This is a genomic window from Pantoea sp. PSNIH1 (genome assembly GCF_007680655.1).
Taxonomy (GTDB): Bacteria; Pseudomonadota; Gammaproteobacteria; order Enterobacterales; family Enterobacteriaceae; genus Pantoea; species Pantoea eucrina.
In genome coordinates, this window is the sequence record NZ_VEIP01000002.1 from 202,235 (window position 1) to 222,113 (window position 19,879).

Consider the following 19,879-nt stretch of genomic DNA (forward strand, 5'->3'; position numbering starts at 1 on the left):
GCTGCGCTATTTTCCTGACGCGTAATAGCAGGCTTGTTGATCTCAGCAGGGAGGACTGCGCGACAGAGATGGCATAATTGATAACCTGTTATAAATACGCAGAGCCACACCGTTCGTAACCGTACGCCGCCGGTTAGGGGAAAAAGCCTGCTGAATAGGCGTATATTGCGGGCAAAGCGGGTACGGAGATGGAAAAAACTCTTTTGCAACAACTCTTAAACGCGCAATTTCGTCATGTTTTTGCTGAAGGTGAGTTAGACTTTCTGCAAGGGCGCGGCCTGGGCGATCGGATTGCTGCGAGTCAGTTTTGCCGCATCGCCACGCTGCAGGAGGCGTCTGACCGTTTCACGCGATGCCGAAACAGATGCCGGGTTTCGCGGCGAAGCCAACGACTTGCTGCTGGTAGCTGCTCAGGCTAAGGCAGAAGGGAACAGAAGGCGCAGGCTTATGCGTCACGCACGGGGATGCCATGTTAATTCGTACTGAGATTGGCGTTGATGCTGCCGGCATCGACAGCCTGTTAAAACGCAGTTTTGCGACCCCAGCTGAAGCTGAACGGGTACAGCAGCTGCGCGAAGATGGATTGCTCACGCTGGGCGTGGTGGCAACCGATGATGAGGGTCAGGTGCTGGGCTATGCTGCTTTCAGTCCGGTAACGCTGCAGGGTGAAGATCGTAACTGGGTGGCGCTGGCTCCACTGGCCGTTGACAGTTCGGTACGCGGGCAGGGCCTGGCAAAGCAGCTGGTTTATGAGGGGCTCGATTCACTGAATGAATTCAGCTACAGCGCGGTCGTGGTGCTGGGCGATCCCGCATTTTACCAGCCGCTGGGCTTTGAGTCGGCGGCCCATCATGGGCTGCACTGCCGCTGGCCTGACAGCGAGGCGACATTCCAGATTTACAAGCTGGCAGACGATGCGTTCAGCGGCGCAGAAGGGTTAGTGGTATTTGCTGCGCCTTTTAACCACGCTGAGTAAACCAGGTGGTCAGACACGCCGGCTGTTGCGCTATCAGCAGCAGTTTGTGGGTACGGGCGAGTTGTTTGACCTGATACTCCAGTCGTGAAGCCGCAGCGCGGTCACCGGCAGGGCAGTGAAACATCAGCGTAAGCGGCCCTTTACCGCGCAGCGAGCGGGCGCCGCGTCCCTGCTGATGCTGCAGCAGCCGGCGCGCCACATCGGTGGTAATTCCGGTATAGATCATCCCGGCAGCGGTTTGCAGCATATAAAGCTGCCAGTTCTGTTCCATTTCTCAGACCTCAAAACAAAGCACCAGCAGTGTAACGTGCCGCCGCGTTCACGGCTATGTGCAGGGAGCGACCTTTGTCCGATCTGTCTCATTTACTGCGCTACCTGAAGAAACAGCATGTGCTTTCGCTTTGCGCCAGCGCATCGGAAGAGCTGTGGTGCGCTAATTGCTACTATCTGTTTGATGAAGCACAGATGGCATTCTGGCTGATGAGCGACACCGCCACGCGTCACGGTGCCATGATGCTGCATAACCCGCAGGTCGCAGGCACCATTAATGGCCAGCCGAAAAGTGTTCAGCTGCTTAAAGGCGTCCAGTATCGCGGACATATCCGGCTAAGCGAGGATGCGCAGGCGTTAAGCGCCTATCAGCGCCGTTTTCCGGTCGCAAAAAAAGTCACCGCGCCTCTCTGGCAGCTCACGATAGATGAGCTGAAGATGACGGATAACACACTGGGTTTTGGCAAGAAAATCAGCTGGCAGCGTATCGCATCATAAATAAACCAGGGGCGCATGAATGCACCAGGGGCGCATTAATGCGCCCCCTACAGGTCGTACAATTGTAGGGGCGGCATTCATGCCGCCCCTGTGGCGGGTATATCGCAAAAACCAGGGGCGCATGAATGCGCCCCCTACAGGTCGTATAATTGTAGGGGCGGCATTCATGCCGCCCTGGGTCAGATATATCATGCCGCCCTGGATACTACGGGCGGCCGGGATATTATGATGCGCTCAGTATGCGCAGCGATTCGCGGTTAAATGCCGGCAGATCTTCCGGGGTGCGGCTGGTGACCAGCTTGTCATCATCCACGACCACTTCTTTGTCGTAAAAATCGGCACCCGCGTTACGCAAATCGATCGCAATCGCTTTCACACAGGTCATCTTGCGGCCGCGCACGCCGTTGGCGCTGATCAGCAGCTGTGGACCGTGACAAATAGCGAAAATCGGTTTGCCGCTGGCAACAAACTCTTTGGTGAAATTGACAAAGCGATCGTCACCGCGCAGCGCGTCGGGGGAGTGGCCGCCCGGCAGCAGCAGTGCATCAAATTCTGCTGCACTGACGTGATCGATATCTTTATCAATCTTCACTTCCGCTTTGCCCTGTTTACCTTTCACCGTTTTTCCTGCCTGCATCTCAATGGTGACCACTTCATGGCCCGCCTGGGTGTAAGCATCCGCTGGTGAGGTAAATTCAGAATCCTCAAAATCATCGGTGATCAGAACCGCTATTTTCTTGCCCATCTTCTCTTCTCCATGTGGTTAACGAACCCAGGGTTCGTTGCATGAGTGACCTGACAAGTCTGGACGCTAATCACTGAAACGCAAGCCCGGCGGCGCAATGTCTTCCGCAGGCGGCGGCTGGCGCAACCACCAGATCTTTTGATTACGACTGCCGCGCCACTGCAGCCGTGCATCCTTTTCAGCCTCAACAAAGCGGCCATCAATCAGCACATCGATAGCGTCGAGTATCACCCGCTGAGCGGCAGAAAGCTCAGCCAGCTCATAGCCGGTCCAGAGCCAGATATCTTTACCGGGGCAGTCGCGCCGCACGCGCCGCACCAGCCGGCGAATATGCGGTACGTTGTGCGGATGCAGCGGATCGCCCCCGCTGAGCGATAAGCCCTGACGCGGCACGCGGGTATCGTTGAGATCGGCAATCAGCTGTTCTTCCATCTGCAGCGTAAAGGGTGTGCCCGTGTCGGTGCGCCAGGTGCGCGGGTTATAGCAGCCCCGGCACCGATGCTCGCAGCCCGCGACAAACAGCGTGCAGCGCGTGCCCGGCCCGTTCACCACGTCAACGTCATAATAGCCATGAATACGCATCATTTCGGCAGGCCGCCACTCATGTGCTTCACGCGTCGCTGCACCTCCTGCTGTTTACCGGCATTGAAGGGGCGGGCGTCCGGGCTGCCAAGATAGCCGCAGACGCGGCGCGTCACGGAGACCCGGGCAGGGTCGCGATTGCCACAGGCGGGACAGGTAAAGCCTTTGCTGGTGCAGCTGAACTCGCCGCTGAAGCCGCAGGCGTAGCACTCATCGATCGGCGTATTGGTGCCGTAGTAGGGCACGCGGTGATAGCTGTAGTCCCAGACATCTTCCAGCGCTTTCAGGTTGTGCTGCAGGCTGGGATATTCGCCGTAACAGATAAAGCCGCCGCTGCTGATGGCCGGATAGGGCGCTTCAAAATCGATTTTATCGTACGGATTCACCTTCTTCTCTACATCAAGGTGGAAGCTGTTGGTGTAGTAGCCTTTATCGGTCACGCCCGGAACCACACCAAATTCCGCTGCATCGAGGCGACAGAAGCGATCGCACAGGTTTTCACTCGGCGTGCTGTAGAGGCTAAAGCCGTAGCCGCTCTCCGCTTTCCACGCGCTGGCCGCCGCGCGCAGGCGGGAAACAATCGCCACGCCTTTTGCCTGCAGCGCGGGCGAATCGTAAGGGTGCTGCGCATTACCGCTCAGCGCATTCAGCGTCTCATGCAGGCCAATAAAGCCAAGCGAAACCGACGCGCGTCCGTTGCGGAACAGAACGCCAATCTCTTCATCAGCCTGCAGCCGTATGCCGCACGCTCCCTCCATGTAAAGAATCGGCGCCACGCGCGCTTTGGTGCGTTCAAGACGCGCGATGCGCGTCATCAGGGCCTGCTTTGTCAGCGCCAGCCGCTTATCGAGCAGTTGCCAGAAGCGGTCATCATTGCCCTGTGCCTCCAGCGCAATGCGCGGCAGATTGATCGTCACCACGCCGAGGTTGCAGCGCCCGTCATGAACCGGCTCTCCCTGCACGTCATAGCGGTCGAGAAAGCTGCGGCAGCCCATCGGCGTTTTAAATGAGCCGGTCACCGCCACAACCTGGTCATAATTGAGGATGTCGGGATACATGCGTTTAGCGGCGCAGCGCAGCGCCAGCTGTTTGATATCGTAATTAATGTCGCCCGGTCGACGGTTAATCCCCTCGCGGATGGCAAAAACCAGCTTGGGAAATACCGCCGTTTTATGGTTTTTACCCAGCCCGGCGATGCGGTTGTGCAGAATCGCCCGCTGGATCATGCGTGCTGCTTCGCAGGTGCCAAGCCCGAAGCCAAAGGTCACAAAGGGGGTCTGGCCGTTGGCGGTGTGCAGCGTATTGACTTCATATTCCAGCGACTGAAACGCGTCATAGCACTCTTTTTCAGTGCGTTCCCGGGCATACTCCTCCGCGCGGGCGATCTGCCACGCCGCCGCGACCTGCCGATGCTTCGCCATGCTTAATTCCACAAACGGCGCCAGCACTTCATCAATGCGGTTAAGCGTCGTGCCGCCATAAATATGGCTGGCGACCTGCGCGATGATCTGCGCGGTAACGGCGGTGGCGGTGGCGATCGATTTCGGCGGCTCGATCTCCGCATTGCCCATTTTGAAGCCCCGGGTCAGCATGCCGCGCAGGTCGACCAGCATGCAGTTGAACATCGGGAAAAAGGGGGCGTAATCGAGATCGTGATAGTGGATCTCGCCGCGATCGTGCGCCTCGGCCACCGCGCGCGGCAGCAGATGCCGCTGCGCATAATGTTTTGCCACGATGCCCGCCAGCAGGTCGCGCTGGGTTGGGATGACATTACTGTCTTTGTTCGCATTCTCATGCAGCAGCGCGGTGTCGGTCTGCTCCACCAGCCCCCTGATGGCGTGATGCAGCCGGCTGCGCTGCTCGCGCGCCCGGTCCCGGTCGTGGCGATACTCAATCCACGCGCGCGCCACCGCCGGTTTACCGGCATGCATCAGCGCCTCTTCAGCCGCCAGCTGGATCTCATGGATATCGACTTCCGCGCGCGCGGCCAGCTGCTGACCAATCTGCTCAGCCAGCGCCCGGCACCAGGCAGGATCGCACTGCGCCACTGCCTCTGCCGCCGCCGCAATGGCCTGTTCAATACGCTGTATATCAAAGGGGACTCTGCAGCCGTCGCGTTTTATAACCGTCGTCACCATTCACCACTCCTGAGCTATATATAGATATTTCAGGTAGTGTAATGACTATATGTTGTGTCCGGGGCGGGATTAATTGCGTATGGCTTGATATGCCGCAAGGAAGTGGTGAGTCCCCCCTCCCGGCCGGGAGAGGGGCAGGGGATCAGCGACGTACGGCGATCGCTTCAATCTCAATTTTGACATCTTTAGGCAGGCGGGCGACCTCGACACAGGAGCGCGCCGGGAAGCTGGCCTGATGCTCAGTAAAAAACGCCTCGTAAGTGGCGTTAACCGTGGCAAAGTCGTTGAGGTCTTTGACAAAGACCGTGGTTTTGACAATGTCGCCAACCTGCAGACCGGCTGCTTCAACAATCGCTTTGACATTCTCCAGCGACTGGCGCGCCTGGGCTGCCACATCATCGGCGACCGCGCCGGTTGCCGGATCGACCGGGATCTGTCCGGAGGTGATAATCATGCTGCCGAGATCCACGCCCTGCACATAGGGACCGATAGCGGCGGGAGCCTGTTCCGTACTGATTTCGCGAGACATCGTTTCTCCTCAGAAGTGCGCGGCCAGCGGGGCGCTCGCCGCGTAAGCAAGGGTTCCCATTATAGGGAGCGGTCAGATGATTACCAGTGACCCAGCACCACATGGCGGGCAAACGACTTCTCGCAATATTTACACTGCAGGTGGATATCATCTTCACGCTGCTTTACCGCAAAGCTGGAGAAAACCGGCTCGCTGCGGCTGATACAGTTGCTGTTCGGGCAGGTCAGCACCTGCTCAATGCGCGCCGGCAGCGTTGGGGTAATTTTGGCCACCACCTCATACTCTTCGATACGGTTTACCGTAGCGTGCGGCGCATAAAACGCCAGCTGATTGATCTGATCTTCAGTAAGAAAAGTGTTCTCGATTTTGATCAGATCCTTACGTCCCATCTCGCCGGAAGGAAGGTTAAGGCCGATGGTAATACGCTGCTCGGTTTCCGTCAGGCGGAACAGCGACAGCAACGTAAATCCCGTCTGGGCCGGAATATGATCGATTACCGTGCCGCGTTTAATCGCTTCTACCTGCAGTTTATTATCCTGGGTCATGATCGTCGGCTCCTTAGTCTGTCAGTTCGCTATTCAGTACCAGCGCCAGAAGCGCCTGGCGGGCAAAAATGCCGTTCCCCGCCTGCTGGAAATACCAGGCATGGGGCGTGCTGTCGACGTCGGTGGCGATCTCATCCACGCGCGGCAGCGGATGCAGCACCTTCATATTGCCGCGCGCGCCGTGCAGATCGGCGGCGCGCAGAATGAACTGTGCCTTAACATTGGCGTACTCTGACGGATCGAGACGCTCTTTCTGCACCCGTGTCATATAAAGAATGTCGAGTTCAGGCAGCACCTCTTCAATGCTGTCGTGCCGCGTCCAGACGATGTTCTGTTCATCCAGCATATCGGTAATATAGGCGGGCATGGCAAGTGCTGACGGGGCGATAAAGTAAAAACGGTTGCCGGTGAATTTTGCCAGCGCCTGCGTAAGCGAGTGCACGGTACGGCCATATTTCAGATCGCCGACCATCGCGACGCTGAGGTTATCAAGCCGCCCCTGCGTTTCACGGATGGTAAAGAGATCGAGCAGGGTTTGCGTCGGATGCTGATTCGCACCATCGCCGGCGTTGAGGATCGGTACGCCGCCGGAAAATTCCGTGGCCAGACGCGCCGCACCCTCCTGCGGATGGCGCATCACGATAGCGTCAACGTAGGTGCCGATGACGGAAATGGTGTCGGCCAGCGTTTCGCCTTTCTTGCCCAGCGAGGTGTTACCGCCGTCGGCGAACCCGACCACCGATGCCCCCAGGCGATGCATCGCCGTCTCAAACGAGAGGCGGGTCCGGGTAGAGGCTTCGAAAAAACAGCTGGCAATCACATTATGCTTCAGCAGCTCAGGCTGCGGCTGCGCCTTAAGCCGGGCAGCGGTATGCAGCACCAGCTCCAGTTCATCGCGATTAAGATCGTTGATGGAAATGATGTGTTTGCGATATAGCGGGTTAGCCATAGCTTTCTCCTCAGTGCTGCCGGATAGCGGACAAAAAAAAGCCCCTTTACAGGGGCTTTATAACGATCGGTGAATAGCGGAAAGAAACAGCGGTGCCGCCTGCGTTCAGGCGGACGGGAGCGGCAAAATGTGGCTGGCGCTGTGGCATATTTCCTCCGGCAAATTGTGGCGCATTATACGCATTCGCGGGCGGGCAGCAAGCGCTAAGTAAACGTTTGCCTGGCGTTAATCAGCGCTGAGCCAGCGTGGCCACCATCACTGCTTTAATGGTGTGCATGCGGTTTTCCGCCTGATCGAATACCACGCTGTGCGCCGACTCAAATACCTCGTCGCTGACTTCCATTCCGGCTTCCAGTCCGTACTGCGCCGCCAGCTGCTGGCCCAGCGTGGTTTTGTCATCGTGAAAAGCGGGCAGGCAGTGCAGAAACTTCACCTGCGGATTACCGGTCAGCGCCAGCATCGCGCTGTTAACCTGATAGGGGCGCAGCAGAGCGATACGCTCTTCCCACACCGATTTCGCCTCGCCCATAGAGACCCAGACGTCAGTATAGATAAAGTCTGCACCCTGCACGCCTTCGGCGATATTCTCCGTCAGCGTAATTTTGCCGCCGGTTTGCGCCGCCGCTGCCCGGCACGTCTCTACCAGCCCGCTCTCCGGCCAGCACGCTTCAGGCGCTACCAGACGCAAATCGAGCCCCGTCAGCGCGGCGGCCTCCAGCATGCTGTTGCCCATGTTATTGCGCGCGTCGCCCACATACACCAGCGTCATGTCGCTCAGCGCTTTACCCGGCAGCTGCTCCTGCATCGTGAGCAGATCGGCCAGCAGCTGCGTAGGGTGAAACTCATCGGTCAGACCGTTCCACACCGGCACACCGGCGTGTTCAGCCAGGGTTTCCACCAGCGCCTGACCATAGCCGCGATACTGAATACCGTCATAGAAGCGTCCCAGCACCCGGGCGGTGTCTTTTATCGACTCTTTATGCCCAATCTGACTGCCGCCCGGCCCGAGATAGGTCACGTTTGCACCCTGATCGTAAGCGGCAACTTCGAAAGAGCATCGGGTACGGGTCGAGTCTTTTTCGAAGATGAGCGCAATATTTTTGCCGGTAAGGTAGCGCGGTTCACTGCCGCTTTTTTTGGCCTGCTTTAATTCAGCGGCCAGCGACAGCAGGCTGGCGATCTCTGCCGGAGTAAAATCCAGCAACCGCAGGAAATGTTTCGAATATAACTGGCTCATGCTTTGCTCCGTAAGCTGCTTAATAATGAATTAAAATTCAATTTAATGGTATGAATATTCATTTTCAACCCCGGCGCAAATAAACTTTCTGTTTTGTGTAGTGGCGCGCGAGGCAGTATGGGAAAATAATTGCATTCACTGCCACCATTTTGAGGACTCACACATGGCATACGAAGCATTGCTGGAAGAACAGCGCGAAGAGACGCGTCTGATCATCGAAGAGCTGCTGGATGACGGAAGCGATCCGGACGCGCTCTACACCATTGAACATCATCTCTCCTGCAACAACTTCGACTCGCTGGAAAAAGCGGCAGTTGATGCGTTTAAGCTGGGCTATGAAGTCACCGAGCCGGAAGAGCTGGAGCTGGAAGATGGCACCACGGTAATGTGTGTGGATATCCTCAGCGAATCTGCCCTGAAACCTGAACTGATCGATGCGCAGGTTGAGCAGCTGGTGAACCTGGTGGGCAAATACAACGTCGATTATGACGGCTGGGGTACCTACTTCGAAGATCCCAACGCGGAAGATGACGAAGACGAAGATGAAGAGATGGACGACGACGGCGAGGATAACGGCGTCCGTCACTGATTGTACCGGGCGGCGCCTGTCGCCCGTTTCACTTACCTGCCTGTAAAGACCACCGATGAATTACGCCCCGCTATTAGCACCCATCCACCAGTTCCTGCACTGTCGCACGCCTGAGGCGTGGATCGCAGAGGCGCGCAAACCGGAAAATCTTACGCTGCTGCTGACCGATCACATGGTATGTGAGCTGAAAGCGGCACAGACCGCCGTATGGCTGATCCGTAAATATGTGGCAGATAAACCGAGCGGTGAGGCGATTCTGGCGTGGCTCGAACCTTATGAGGCGTTTGTCTTTGGCGAAGCGCACAGCAGCGACTTCATCAATGCGCATAAAAATCTGACCAAAAGCGTTATCGTGCGCAACGAACTGCCGTGGGCGGATGAGATGGTGGAGAAGATGGTGCTGCTGATCAAAGAGGAGCTGCACCACTTTTATCAGGTATGGGAGATCATGCAGGCGCGCGGTCTGATTTACCGCAAAATCACCGCCAGCCGCTATGCAAAAGGGCTGCTGCGGGAGGTCACCACCCATGAGCCCGATACGCTGGTGGATAAGCTGATTTGCGGCGCCTATATTGAAGCGCGCTCCTGCGAACGGTTTGCCAGCCTGGCACCGCATCTGGATGCGCAGCTGGAGAAGTTCTATATCTCGCTGCTGCGTTCAGAAGCGCGTCACTATCAGGACTACCTTGCGCTGGCAGCGCAGATCTCACCGCGCGATATTACACCGCGCGTGCAGGCGATCGGCGCAGCGGAAGCGCGCCTGATCGGCGAGCCGGATACGGAGCTGCGCTTTCACAGCGGCGTGCCCGCGTTCTGAGTGCGGGCTTCTACGCCAGCGTTTTAAGCATCCGCACTTCGCAATCGACGTGACCGGTACAGCCCATGGCGCGGTCAATGTGCGTAAATCCCAGCGCTTCATAAAGCGCAATCGCCCGCGTCAGGCTGGCGGTGGTCTCCAGATAGCAGCGGCGGAACCCCTGCGCCTGGGCAAACGCCAGCGCGCGCAGCGCCAGTTCACGCGCCAGGCCGAGCCCGCGCACCTGCGGCAGAAAATACATCTTCTGGAGTTCGCAGATATCGGGCGCGCTGCACGCCAGCGGCGCAATGCCGCCGCCGCCCACGACGCTGCCTTCCAGCTCCACAATCCAGTAGGCGCTCCCTGGGGTACTGTAGAGTTCAAACAGGCTATCAAGCTGGGGATCGGCGACGGTATAGCCTTTATCCGCGGTCAGGCCAAACTCGGCTGACACCGTGCGGATCACCTGTGCAATCGGCTGGTTGTCCGCGGCGCAGATCGGGCGGACCTGCAGATTCAGTGAGGTGAGGGTGCTCATGGCAGAATTCCGGTAATAAAAAAGCCGGGCAGAGCCCGGCTTCGGTTAAAGAACAGGTCTTAAGCGCTTACAATGCCGCAATCACGCCCTGCTGTTCAATCAGTTTTGCTTTTGACTGCTCCATCTCCGCCACGCGCTCGCGCTCTTTCGCGACCACCGCTTCCGGAGCGCGCGACACAAAGCCTTCGTTCGCCAGCTTGGTCTGGATCTTCTCAATCTCAACATCCAGCTTCAGCAGCTCTTTTGCCAGACGCTCCAGCTCCGCCTCTTTGTTGACCAGATCGGCCATCGGGATCAGCAGCTCTGCGCCCTCGACGATCTTGGTCACAGAGACCGGGCCTTTGTCGCCCGCCGGCAGGATCGTCAGGCTCGCGAGACGCGCCAGACGGGAGAGGAAGTTGCGGTTCTCTTCCACGCGACGCTGTGCGTCAGCGGAGCAGTCGCGCAGCAGCACATCCAGCGGCTTACTCGGCGCAATGTTCATCTCAGCACGAATATTACGCACTGCCACAATTGCCTGCTTCATCCACTCGATATCGGCCTGCGCTGGTGCATCCTCATTTGCCACTTCATACTGCGGGAACGGCTGCAGCATAATGGTGTCATGATCGATGTTTTTCAGCACTTTTACGCGCTGCCAGATAGTTTCCGTAATAAACGGAATAATCGGGTGTGCCAGACGCAGCAGGGCTTCCAGCACCGTTACCAGCGTGTTGCGCGTGCCGCGCAGCTCCGCTTCGCTGCCGCTGTTCATCACCGGCTTGGTCAGCTCCAGATACCAGTCGCAGAACTGATTCCAGGTGAAGTCATAGAGAATATTGGCCGCGATATCGAAGCGATAGCTGTCCAGCGCCTCACGGTACGCTTTCACCGTGCGGTTAAACTCGCTCAGGATCCAGCGATCCGCCAGCGACAGCTTTAGTTCGCCACCCTGCTGGCCGCAATCCTGATCTTCGGTATTCATCAGCACAAAGCGGCTGGCGTTCCACAGCTTATTACAGAAGTTGCGATAGCCTTCAAGACGCTTCATATCCCAGTTGATATCGCGTCCGGTTGAGGCCAGCGCGGCCAGCGTAAAGCGCAGGGCGTCAGTGCCTGATGGCACGATGCCGTCCGGGAACTGCTTCTCGGTGCGCTTGCGGATTTTTTCCGCCAGCTGCGGCTGCATCATGTTGCCGGTACGTTTCTCCAGCAGCGCTTCCAGCGAAATCCCATCAACCATATCGAGCGGATCGATGACGTTGCCTTTCGACTTCGACATCTTCTGTCCCTCTTCATCGCGGATCAGACCGGTCATATAGACGGTCTTAAACGGCACCTGCGGCTTGCCGTTTTCATCTTTGATAAAGTGCATGGTCAGCATGATCATGCGCGCGATCCAGAAGAAGATAATGTCGAAGCCGCTCACCAGCACGCTGGTGGGGTGGAAGGTGCGCAGCGCTTCGGTGTTCTCTGGCCAGCCAAGAGTAGAGAAGGTCCACAGGCCGGAGGAGAACCAGGTATCCAGCACGTCATCATCCTGACGCAGCGCCACGTCTGCAGCCAGATTATTTTCCTGACGCACTTCTTCTTCGGTGCGGCCGACATAGACGTTGCCGTCGTTGTCATACCACGCCGGAATGCGATGCCCCCACCAGAGCTGGCGTGAAATACACCAGTCCTGAATATCGCGCATCCAGGAGAAGTACATATTTTCATACTGCTTCGGTACAAACTGGATGTCGCCGTTCTCTACCGCTTCTACCGCAACTTTCGCCAGCGGGGCAGTACGCACGTACCACTGATCGGTCAGCATCGGCTCAATCACCACGCCGCCGCGATCGCCGTACGGCACCGTCAGGTCGTGTGGCTTGATCTCATCCAGCAGGCCCGCTTCATCCACGGCAGCGACAATCGCTTTACGCGCGGCAAAGCGCTCCATACCCTGAAACGCCGCCGGAATTTCATCGGAGCAGGCGGTGCTCGCTTCACCGTTGGTGTCAAACACCTCGGCACGGCTGCGGATATCGCCGTCAAAGGTCAGAATGTTGATCATCGGCAGCTTGTGACGACGACCCACTTCATAGTCGTTGAAATCGTGCGCCGGGGTGATCTTCACGCAGCCGGTGCCTTTTTCCATATCGGCGTGCTCATCACCCACGATCGGAATGCGACGATCTACCAGCGGCAGGATCAGCTCTTTGCCGATCAGATCTTTATAGCGTGGATCTTCCGGATTGACGGCAACGCCGGTATCGCCCAGCAGGGTTTCCGGACGGGTGGTGGCGACAACCAGATAATCTTTGCCGTCTGCCGTGGTCGCGCCGTCCGCCAGCGGATAGCGGATATGCCACATCGAGCCTTTGCTTTCGCGGTTTTCTACTTCCAGATCGGAGATAGCGGTGCGCAGTTTAGGGTCCCAGTTTACCAGGCGTTTGCCACGGTAGATCAGGTTCTCTTTATAAAGGCGCACAAAAACTTCTTTCACCGCATTTGAGAGGCCGTCATCCATGGTGAAGCGCTCGCGCTCCCAGTCCACGGAGTTGCCGAGGCGGCGCATCTGGCGGGTAATAGTGCCGCCTGATTCCGCTTTCCACTCCCAGATTTTATCGATAAAGGCGTCACGACCATAATCCTGGCGCGTTTTCCCCTCTTCGGCGGCGATCTTACGCTCTACAACCATCTGCGTCGCAATACCGGCATGGTCAGTGCCCGCCTGCCACAGGGTATTTTTACCCTGCATGCGCTGGTAGCGGATCATGGTATCCATAATGGTCTGCTGGAAGGCGTGACCCATATGCAAGCTGCCGGTAACGTTCGGCGGCGGGATCATGATGCAAAAGCTTTCCTGGCTGGTGTCGCCATTCGGTTTAAAGTAGCCCTGCTGTTCCCAGTGCTCGTAGAGCGGCTGCTCGATATCTTGCGGGTTATATGTCTTGTCCATTTCTGCTATGTCGTTTGCGGCGGGGGTGGTGGCGCCGTTTTCAGTTGGAAACCAACGCTACGATAGGCTTTATAGCGATCGCGCGCCGGTTGTTTCAGGGATTCTTCATACGGTACGAAGTCTATCACTTCATGGAAAGCGGTGGCAAAATCTGCGAATGCCGGCAGCAGGCTGATCAGCAAATCGCGCGGCGCACTGCTGCGGCGCTGCGGCCAGGCAAGCTCTACCGGCGCACCGTAACGCGGGCCTTCACCCGCCAGATTATGTGGCACAAAGGCGTTAGCCGGGCGCTGCCACAGCGCCTCATCCAGCCGGTTCGCCTGCGCTTCGCTTTCACAGGCGATCAGGATACGTTTGCCTTCACGCCAGCGGGTAGCAGCCAGATCGCACACCAGCGCTTCAATAGCGCTAAGGCCATCACTGGCGCTTTCTGACTCTAAAACATAGAAGGTGGCGTTTTTCATGGCGGGCTAAATTCCATCAGTAACAACAGAGAGCATTGTGCGTCAGCGCGCGGCGTGCGTCCAACATTAAGGCCGATATCAGCAGCAGGAATGTTGTTGATGGCGTCATCACGTCCCGTACGCGCGTCAACCCGGGCGCCATGAATGGCGTCATCACGTTCCGCACGCGTATCAAACCGGGCGCCATGAATGGCGCCCCTACAGGGGAAATGCCGCCACAGGGGGCGCATTTATGCGCCCCTGGTCAAACACCGCGCCATATTGAACGTTATCACGTCTCGCGCGCGCATCACCCCCGGGCGCCATGAATGGCGTCATCACGTTCCGCACGCGCATCAAACCGGGCGCCATGAATGGCGCCCCTACGGGAGAAATGCCGCCACAGGACGCGCAATACCGGTTAATCGTCGCCGTTCAGACCCGCACGGTTCAGCAGGAACTGAGAGAGCATCGGTACCGGACGACCGGTAGCGCCTTTGGCTTTACCGGAGCGCCATGCGGTGCCGGCGATATCGAGGTGCGCCCAGTTATATTTGCGTGCAAAACGCGCCAGGAAGCAGGCGGCCGTAATCGCACCGCCCGGACGTCCGCCGATATTCGCCATATCGGCAAAGTTCGACTCCAGCTGCTCCTGATACTCATCGGCCATCGGCAGCCGCCACGCGCGGTCGCCTGACTGTTCAGAAGCGCTGATCAGCTCATGCGCCAGCGGATTGTGATTCGAAAGCAGGCCGCTTACGTGATGGCCCAGCGCAATTACGCAGGCACCGGTCAGGGTCGCCACGTCAATCACCACTTCAGGCTCAAAACGTTCAACGTAGGTGAGGGCGTCGCACAGCACCAGACGACCTTCAGCATCGGTATTCAGCACTTCCACCGTCTGGCCTGACATCGTGGTCAGAACATCGCCCGGGCGCATTGCGCGGCCATCCGGCATATTTTCACAGCCCACCAGAACGCCCACGACGTTCAGCGGCAGATTGAGTTCCGCCACCATGCGCATTACGCCATAGACCGAGGCCGCGCCGCACATATCATATTTCATCTCATCCATGCCTTCAGCAGGCTTGATGGAAATGCCGCCGGCGTCAAAGGTCAGCCCTTTACCCACCAGCACGATGGGACGCGCGTCCGGATCGCTGTTACCTTTGTACTCAATAACCGACATCAGCGACTCATTGTGCGAACCGGCGCCGACCGCAAGATAGGCATTCATGCCCAGCTCTTTCATCTGCTGTTCGCCGATAACACGGGTCGTAACGTTTTTGCTGTAAGCGTCCGCCAGCTGGCGTGCCTGCGAAGCGAGATAGGCCGCGTTACAGATATTTGGCGGCATGTTGCTGAGATCTTTTGCCGCTTTCACGCCGGCTGCCACGGCAAGGCCATGCTGAATAGCGCGCTCACCGCTGGTGAGTTCGCGACGCGTAGGGACATTGAACACCAGCTTGCGCAGCGGACGACGCGGCTCAACTTTATTGCTTTTCAGCTGATCAAAGTTGTAGAGCGCCTCTTTCGAGGTTTCGATAGCCTGGCGCACTTTCCAGTAGGTGTTGCGGCCTTTAACATGCAGTTCGGTCAGGAAGCAGACCGCTTCCATTGAGCCGGTGTCATTCAGCGTATTAATGGTCTTCTGGATCACCTGCTTATACTGACGCTCGTCCAGCTCGCGCTCTTTGCCGCAGCCAATCAGCAGAATACGTTCAGAGAGAATATTCGGCACATGGTGCAGCAGCAGCGTCTGGCCGACTTTGCCCTCCAGTTCGCCGCGGCGCAGCAGCGCACTGATATAGCCGTCGCTGATTTTATCCAGCTGTTCGGCAATGGGCGATAAACGGCGCGGCTCAAAAACGCCTACAACAATGCAGGCGCTCCGCTGTTTTTCCGGGCTGCCGCTTTTTACACTGAACTCCATGCACTCTCCTGAATCTTAAAGACAACGGCCGTAGCTGTCGTTAGAATGTAGCGCGTTCGTCACCCATTATTTGGCGCGACGCCATGACAATTTAACGCCGCTGGTCATAATGAGTGGGGTGACAATGTGATGTTTTTTCACCACCCTGACGCATTAACAGACCATTTTAGCGACCAATACGGCCATTGATGAAGAAAAATGGCTGATAAGCGTTGAAACTAGCGATTTTCCTGCAAAAAGACAAGTTTTCACAGGCGTACTAAGCGTGATCATTATTAGATATCTGGTTCGGGAAACGCTCAAAAGCCAGCTGGCTATCCTGTTTATCCTGCTGCTAATCTTCTTTTGTCAGAAGTTAGTCAGGATCTTAGGGGCGGCGGTGGATGGCGAAATCCCCACAAATCTGGTTCTGACCTTGTTAGGACTCGGTGTGCCTGAAATGGCGCAACTTATTTTACCCTTAAGTCTGTTTCTGGCGATTTTAATGACGCTGGGGCGGCTATACACCGAAAGTGAAATTACGGTGATGCACGCCTGCGGCCTGGGTAAAGGGTTACTGGTTAAAGCGGCGATGATCCTGATGCTGATGACCTCGCTGGTGGCGGCGGTCAACGTGATCTGGCTCGGCCCCTGGTCATCGCGTTACCAGGATGAGGTTACGCAGAATGCCAAAGCGAACCCGGGCGCTGCTGCGCTGGCCGCAGGCCAGTTCCAGACCTCCAGCGACGGCAATACCGTGCTGTTTGTCGAGGATGTGAAAGGTAACACCTTCGGCAACGTGTTCCTCGCGCAGCTGCGGCCTAAAGGCAACGCACGTCCGTCGGTGGTGCTGGCGGACAGCGGCCATATGGAGCAGCGCAAGGATGGCTCGCAGGTGGTGACGCTGGATAAAGGCACCCGCTTTGAAGGTACCGCGCTGCTGCGTGATTTCCGCATCACTGACTTTGTGAACTATCAGGCGGTAGTCGGCTATAAAGAAGCGACGCTCGATCCTAACGATGCCGATCAGGCCGATCTGCTTACGCTGATCAACACCAAAACGCCGCAGTTCCAGGCTGAGCTGCACTGGCGTCTGACGCTGGTTTTCTCGGTGCTGATTATGGCGCTGATGGTGGTGCCGCTTAGCGTGGTCAATCCACGTCAGGGCCGCGTATTGTCGATGCTGCCTGCGATGCTGCTCTATCTGATCTTCTTCCTGCTGCAGAGTTCGCTGCGCTCCAATGCGGCCAAAGGGCGCTTCGATCCGGCGATCTGGATGTGGACCGTCAACATCGCGTATCTGGCACTGGCGGTGGCGCTTAATGCCTGGGATACCGTGCCGATGCGTCGTCTGCGGGCGCGTTTCAGCCGCGGAGGGTCGGTGTGATGTTTAAGGTTCTTGACCGTTATATCGGTAAAACCATTTTTAACACCATCATGATGACGCTGTTCATGCTGGTGTCGCTGTCGGGCATTATCAAATTTGTCGATCAGCTGCGCAAAACCGGGCAGGGCGCGTATTCCGCACTGGATGCGGGCTACTACACCCTGCTGAGCGTGCCGAAAGATATCGAGATCTTCTTCCCGATGGCGGCGCTGCTTGGCGCGCTGCTTGGCCTCGGCACGCTGGCTCAGCGCAGCGAGCTGGTGGTGATGCAGGCGTCCGGCTTTACCCGCCTGCAGGTGGCGCTGTCCGTCATGAAAACCGCGATCCCGCTGGTGCTGCTGACCATGGCCGTCGGCGAGTTTGTGGCGCCGCAGGGCGAGCAGATGGCGCGTAATTTCCGCGCCCAGCAGCTTTACGGCGGGTCGCTGGTCTCCACGCAGAACGGCCTCTGGGCGAAGGATGGCAACGACTTTATCTATATCGAACGCATTAAGGGCGATAACGAGATTGATGGGGTCAGCATCTACCGCTTTAACGACGCCCGCCGTCTGCAGAGCGTGCGCTATGCGGCCACCGCGACCTGGGATCAGGCGCGTAAGCGGTGGGAGCTGGCGCAGGTGGATGAGTCAGACCTCACCGATCCAAAACAGATCACCGGTTCGCAGAGCCTGAACGGCGAGTGGAAAACCAACCTGACGCCAGACAAGCTGGGCGTGGTGGCGCTGGATCCGGACGCGCTCTCCATCAGCGGCCTGTATAACTACAGTAAATATCTGAAGCAGAGCGGGCAGGAGTCGGGCCGTTATCAGCTCAATATGTGGGGTAAAATCTTCCAGCCGCTTTCGGTAGCGGTCATGATGCTGATGGCGCTCTCCTTTATCTTCGGACCGCTGCGCAGCGTATCGATGGGCGTGCGCGTGGTGACGGGTATCAGCTTCGGCTTCCTGTTCTACGTGCTGGATCAGATTTTTGGTCCGCTGAGCCTGGTCTATGGCCTGCCGCCAATATTAGGGGCAATCCTGCCCAGCGGCGCTTTCTTCGCTATCAGTCTCTATCTGTTGCTGAAACGACGTTAAGCGGGAGAGATCCAGGGTGCCATTTATGGCGCCCTTATTTTTTGGTGTTCGGCCTGGGCCAGGGGCGCATGAATGCGCCCCCTGCGAGCGGCACTGTAGGGGCGCCATTCATGGCGCCCTGGGTTAATGATGGCACCCCGATTTTCTGGTATTCGGCCTGGACCAGGGGCGCATTAATGCGCCCCCCTACGTTATCCTGTAGGGGCGCCATTCATGGCGCCCTGGGTTAATGATGGCACCCCGATTTTCTGGTGTTCGGCCTGGGCCAGGGGCGCATTAATGCGCCCCCTACAGGGTAAACACAGGGGCGCCATTTATGGCGCCCTGGTTATTTATGGTACCTTGGTTTTTTGGTATTCGATCTGGACCAGGGCCTCATTAATGAGGTTCCTACAGGGTAACGTAGGGGCGCCATTTATGGCGCCCTGGGTTAATGATGGCGCCCTGGCTCAGCCTCGGCGGGTCAGGGTAGCGTCTGCAGAAGCGCGGGCAACTGCGACAGCAGATAGAGCAGCAGGCCGATGGTGCCGCCGACCAGCGTGCCGTTGATGCGGATAAACTGCAGATCGCGGCCGATATTCAGCTCAATCTGCTGTGACATATCGCGTGCGTCCCAGCTTTTTACCGTATCGCTGATATGACGCGTCAGAAAAGCAGCAAACTCCGGGGCCACGCTGCGCGCCGCATCCTCCAGATGCTGATTCATTGAACTGCGTAACGCCTCATCGGCCAGCAGCGTCTCTCCCAGCCACAGCGCCGCCAGCCGTACCCGCTCCTGTACGCGGGAATCGTTGCTGCTGAGATCGCGCTTCAGCCAGGCGCGCAGATCCTGCCACAGCTCACCGATATAGCGATTCAGCGACTCATCCTCTTTCAGCCACTGCTTCACTGACTCCGCGCGCGCCGCCATCTCCGGATCGCTTTTCAGCCGGTCAATCAGCCGCTGCACAGCGCGATTAAAGCCGAGACGCAGCTCATGCCCCTGATCGCGCGCCACTTCGTCGAGAATGGAGTCCACCGCGTTAGCCACCAGCGTGGCGCTGTGCTCGCCCAGCCACTCGGTCGGCAATACTTTGGCTTTAACCGGATGTTCACGCTTCAGCCAGCGCACAATCTGCAGGGCGATAAACTCACGCGTGCCGGGCTTATGCAGCAGCTGCAGCAGCTGTTCAATCGCCGCATCCAGCAGCGCCTGATGACGGTTATTTTTGGTCAGGCTGTCGAGGATCATCGCACTGGACTGGGTCAGATCGACCTTATCCAGCGCGCGATGCACGGCGCGCCGCATAAACTGCTGAATGCGGGCATCGTCAGTGAGATCGAGAAAACCGCGCATGACCTGCAGCAGATGACGCCCTGTGCGATCGGCGTTGCCCGGCGCGTTCAGCCACTGCGCCAGCAGCTGTGCCGGATTGTTGCGGCGGATCAGCGCCAGCAGCGAATCGGTATCGAGAAACTTCTCCTGTACAAAGCGACCGAGGTTTTCGCCGATGCGATCTTTGTTACGCGGAATAATCGCCGTATGGCGCGCAATCAGCGGCAGCGGCACGCGGCGAAACAGCGCCACCACCGCAAACCAGTCGGCGAGTGCGCCGACCATAGCCGCTTCCGCGATCGCTTTAACGCCCAGTACCCAGAAATTGGGTGGCAGAAACAGCGTAACGATAAAGGTTGCCGCTGCCGCCAGCAGCAGCGCCAGCGCCAGCTGTTTGCTGCGCTTCAGTTGTTGATATTTATCCATTATCC

General features: G+C 57.7%; 20 protein-coding genes. 6 read left to right on the forward strand and 14 right to left on the reverse strand.

Annotation, left to right across the window (positions count from 1 at the left end; all coding sequences use genetic code 11):
• Positions 1-469: 469 nt before the first annotated feature.
• The gene (locus FS690_RS08525) at positions 470-976 is read left to right on the forward strand and encodes a GNAT family N-acetyltransferase (RefSeq protein ID WP_039382296.1); all 507 of its coding nucleotides are present in this window, start codon (positions 470-472) and stop codon (positions 974-976) included.
• Here FS690_RS08525 and FS690_RS08530 read toward each other — a convergent pair.
• Positions 960-1,247 (reverse strand): GIY-YIG nuclease family protein, encoded by a 288-nt coding sequence (locus FS690_RS08530; RefSeq protein WP_039382299.1) that lies wholly within the window; start codon positions 1,245-1,247, stop codon positions 960-962. The two genes, FS690_RS08525 and FS690_RS08530, sit on opposite strands and share 17 nt — an antisense overlap.
• A 74-nt stretch (positions 1,248-1,321) precedes the next feature.
• On the opposite strand from FS690_RS08530, the gene FS690_RS08535 reads away from it, so the two are divergent.
• Positions 1,322-1,744, forward strand: a complete 423-nt coding sequence (locus FS690_RS08535; RefSeq protein WP_104085588.1) for a YhbP family protein — start codon at positions 1,322-1,324, stop codon at positions 1,742-1,744.
• A gap of 223 nt (positions 1,745-1,967) precedes the next feature.
• Here the strand turns inward: FS690_RS08535 and FS690_RS08540 are convergent, their stop codons facing one another.
• The 7 genes from FS690_RS08540 to argF all read right to left on the reverse strand — a co-directional run bounded on the left by FS690_RS08540 (position 1,968) and on the right by argF (position 8,469).
• Positions 1,968-2,489 (reverse strand): type 1 glutamine amidotransferase domain-containing protein, encoded by a 522-nt coding sequence (locus FS690_RS08540; protein WP_039382303.1) that lies wholly within the window; start codon positions 2,487-2,489, stop codon positions 1,968-1,970.
• Between the two features lie 66 nt (positions 2,490-2,555).
• Positions 2,556-3,074, reverse strand: a complete 519-nt coding sequence (nrdG, locus tag FS690_RS08545) for an anaerobic ribonucleoside-triphosphate reductase-activating protein (protein ID WP_145339397.1) — start codon at positions 3,072-3,074, stop codon at positions 2,556-2,558.
• The gene (nrdD, locus tag FS690_RS08550) at positions 3,071-5,209 is read right to left on the reverse strand and encodes an anaerobic ribonucleoside-triphosphate reductase (RefSeq protein ID WP_145339399.1); all 2,139 of its coding nucleotides are present in this window, start codon (positions 5,207-5,209) and stop codon (positions 3,071-3,073) included. The genes nrdG and nrdD overlap by 4 nt, the downstream gene beginning before the upstream one ends.
• 142 nt (positions 5,210-5,351) lie before the next feature.
• Positions 5,352-5,738: a 2-iminobutanoate/2-iminopropanoate deaminase gene (ridA, locus tag FS690_RS08555; protein WP_039382308.1), complete on the reverse strand. Its 387-nt coding sequence runs from the start codon at positions 5,736-5,738 to the stop codon at positions 5,352-5,354.
• 80 nt (positions 5,739-5,818) lie between these two features.
• Positions 5,819-6,283 carry an aspartate carbamoyltransferase regulatory subunit gene (pyrI, locus tag FS690_RS08560; RefSeq protein WP_039382309.1) on the reverse strand — a complete coding sequence of 155 codons (465 nt, stop codon included), beginning with the start codon at positions 6,281-6,283 and terminating at the stop codon, positions 5,819-5,821.
• A 13-nt stretch (positions 6,284-6,296) separates the two neighbouring features.
• Entirely contained in the window at positions 6,297-7,232 is a 936-nt protein-coding gene (gene pyrB, locus FS690_RS08565) for an aspartate carbamoyltransferase (protein WP_039382311.1), read from the reverse strand.
• A gap of 229 nt (positions 7,233-7,461) precedes the next feature.
• Complete coding sequence (gene argF / locus FS690_RS08570; RefSeq protein WP_145339401.1) at positions 7,462-8,469, reverse strand: ornithine carbamoyltransferase; 1,008 nt, start codon at positions 8,467-8,469, stop codon at positions 7,462-7,464.
• A gap of 163 nt (positions 8,470-8,632) precedes the next feature.
• On the opposite strand from argF, the gene rraB reads away from it, so the two are divergent.
• Both rraB and FS690_RS08580 read left to right on the forward strand, forming a co-directional pair.
• Positions 8,633-9,058 carry a ribonuclease E inhibitor RraB gene (gene rraB / locus FS690_RS08575; protein ID WP_039382316.1) on the forward strand — a complete coding sequence of 142 codons (426 nt, stop codon included), beginning with the start codon at positions 8,633-8,635 and terminating at the stop codon, positions 9,056-9,058.
• A 55-nt stretch (positions 9,059-9,113) separates the two neighbouring features.
• On the forward strand, positions 9,114-9,875 hold the full coding sequence (locus FS690_RS08580; protein ID WP_039382319.1) for a tRNA-(ms[2]io[6]A)-hydroxylase: 762 nt from the start codon (positions 9,114-9,116) through the stop codon (positions 9,873-9,875).
• A gap of 10 nt (positions 9,876-9,885) precedes the next feature.
• Here FS690_RS08580 and FS690_RS08585 read toward each other — a convergent pair whose 3' ends face one another.
• From FS690_RS08585 to pepA, 5 genes are all read right to left on the reverse strand, one after another.
• Entirely contained in the window at positions 9,886-10,392 is a 507-nt protein-coding gene (locus FS690_RS08585; RefSeq protein WP_039382322.1) for a GNAT family N-acetyltransferase, read from the reverse strand.
• Positions 10,393-10,459: 67 nt separating this feature from the next.
• On the reverse strand, positions 10,460-13,315 hold the full coding sequence (locus FS690_RS08590) for a valine--tRNA ligase (protein ID WP_071669131.1): 2,856 nt from the start codon (positions 13,313-13,315) through the stop codon (positions 10,460-10,462).
• Positions 13,316-13,320: 5 nt separating this feature from the next.
• Positions 13,321-13,779, reverse strand: a complete 459-nt coding sequence (locus FS690_RS08595; RefSeq protein ID WP_039382327.1) for a DNA polymerase III subunit chi — start codon at positions 13,777-13,779, stop codon at positions 13,321-13,323.
• Positions 13,776-14,009 carry a hypothetical protein gene (locus FS690_RS08600; RefSeq protein ID WP_145339402.1) on the reverse strand — a complete coding sequence of 78 codons (234 nt, stop codon included), beginning with the start codon at positions 14,007-14,009 and terminating at the stop codon, positions 13,776-13,778. The genes FS690_RS08595 and FS690_RS08600 overlap by 4 nt, the downstream gene beginning before the upstream one ends.
• Before the next feature lie 170 nt (positions 14,010-14,179).
• A complete protein-coding gene (gene pepA, locus FS690_RS08605; RefSeq protein WP_039382329.1) occupies positions 14,180-15,691 on the reverse strand; it encodes a leucyl aminopeptidase in 1,512 nt (503 codons plus the stop codon).
• A 265-nt stretch (positions 15,692-15,956) separates the two neighbouring features.
• On the opposite strand from pepA, the gene lptF reads away from it, so the two are divergent.
• Together lptF and lptG are read left to right on the forward strand one after the other, a co-directional pair.
• Complete coding sequence (lptF, locus tag FS690_RS08610; RefSeq protein ID WP_108570018.1) at positions 15,957-17,057, forward strand: LPS export ABC transporter permease LptF; 1,101 nt, start codon at positions 15,957-15,959, stop codon at positions 17,055-17,057.
• Positions 17,057-18,133, forward strand: coding sequence for an LPS export ABC transporter permease LptG (gene lptG / locus FS690_RS08615; protein WP_039382335.1), 1,077 nt, complete (start codon positions 17,057-17,059; stop codon positions 18,131-18,133). Before lptF ends, lptG begins: the two co-directional genes overlap by 1 nt.
• Before the next feature lie 463 nt (positions 18,134-18,596).
• Here the strand turns inward: lptG and FS690_RS08620 are convergent, their stop codons facing one another.
• The gene (locus tag FS690_RS08620) at positions 18,597-19,874 is read right to left on the reverse strand and encodes a DUF445 domain-containing protein (protein WP_145339404.1); all 1,278 of its coding nucleotides are present in this window, start codon (positions 19,872-19,874) and stop codon (positions 18,597-18,599) included.
• Positions 19,875-19,879 lie beyond the last annotated feature (5 nt).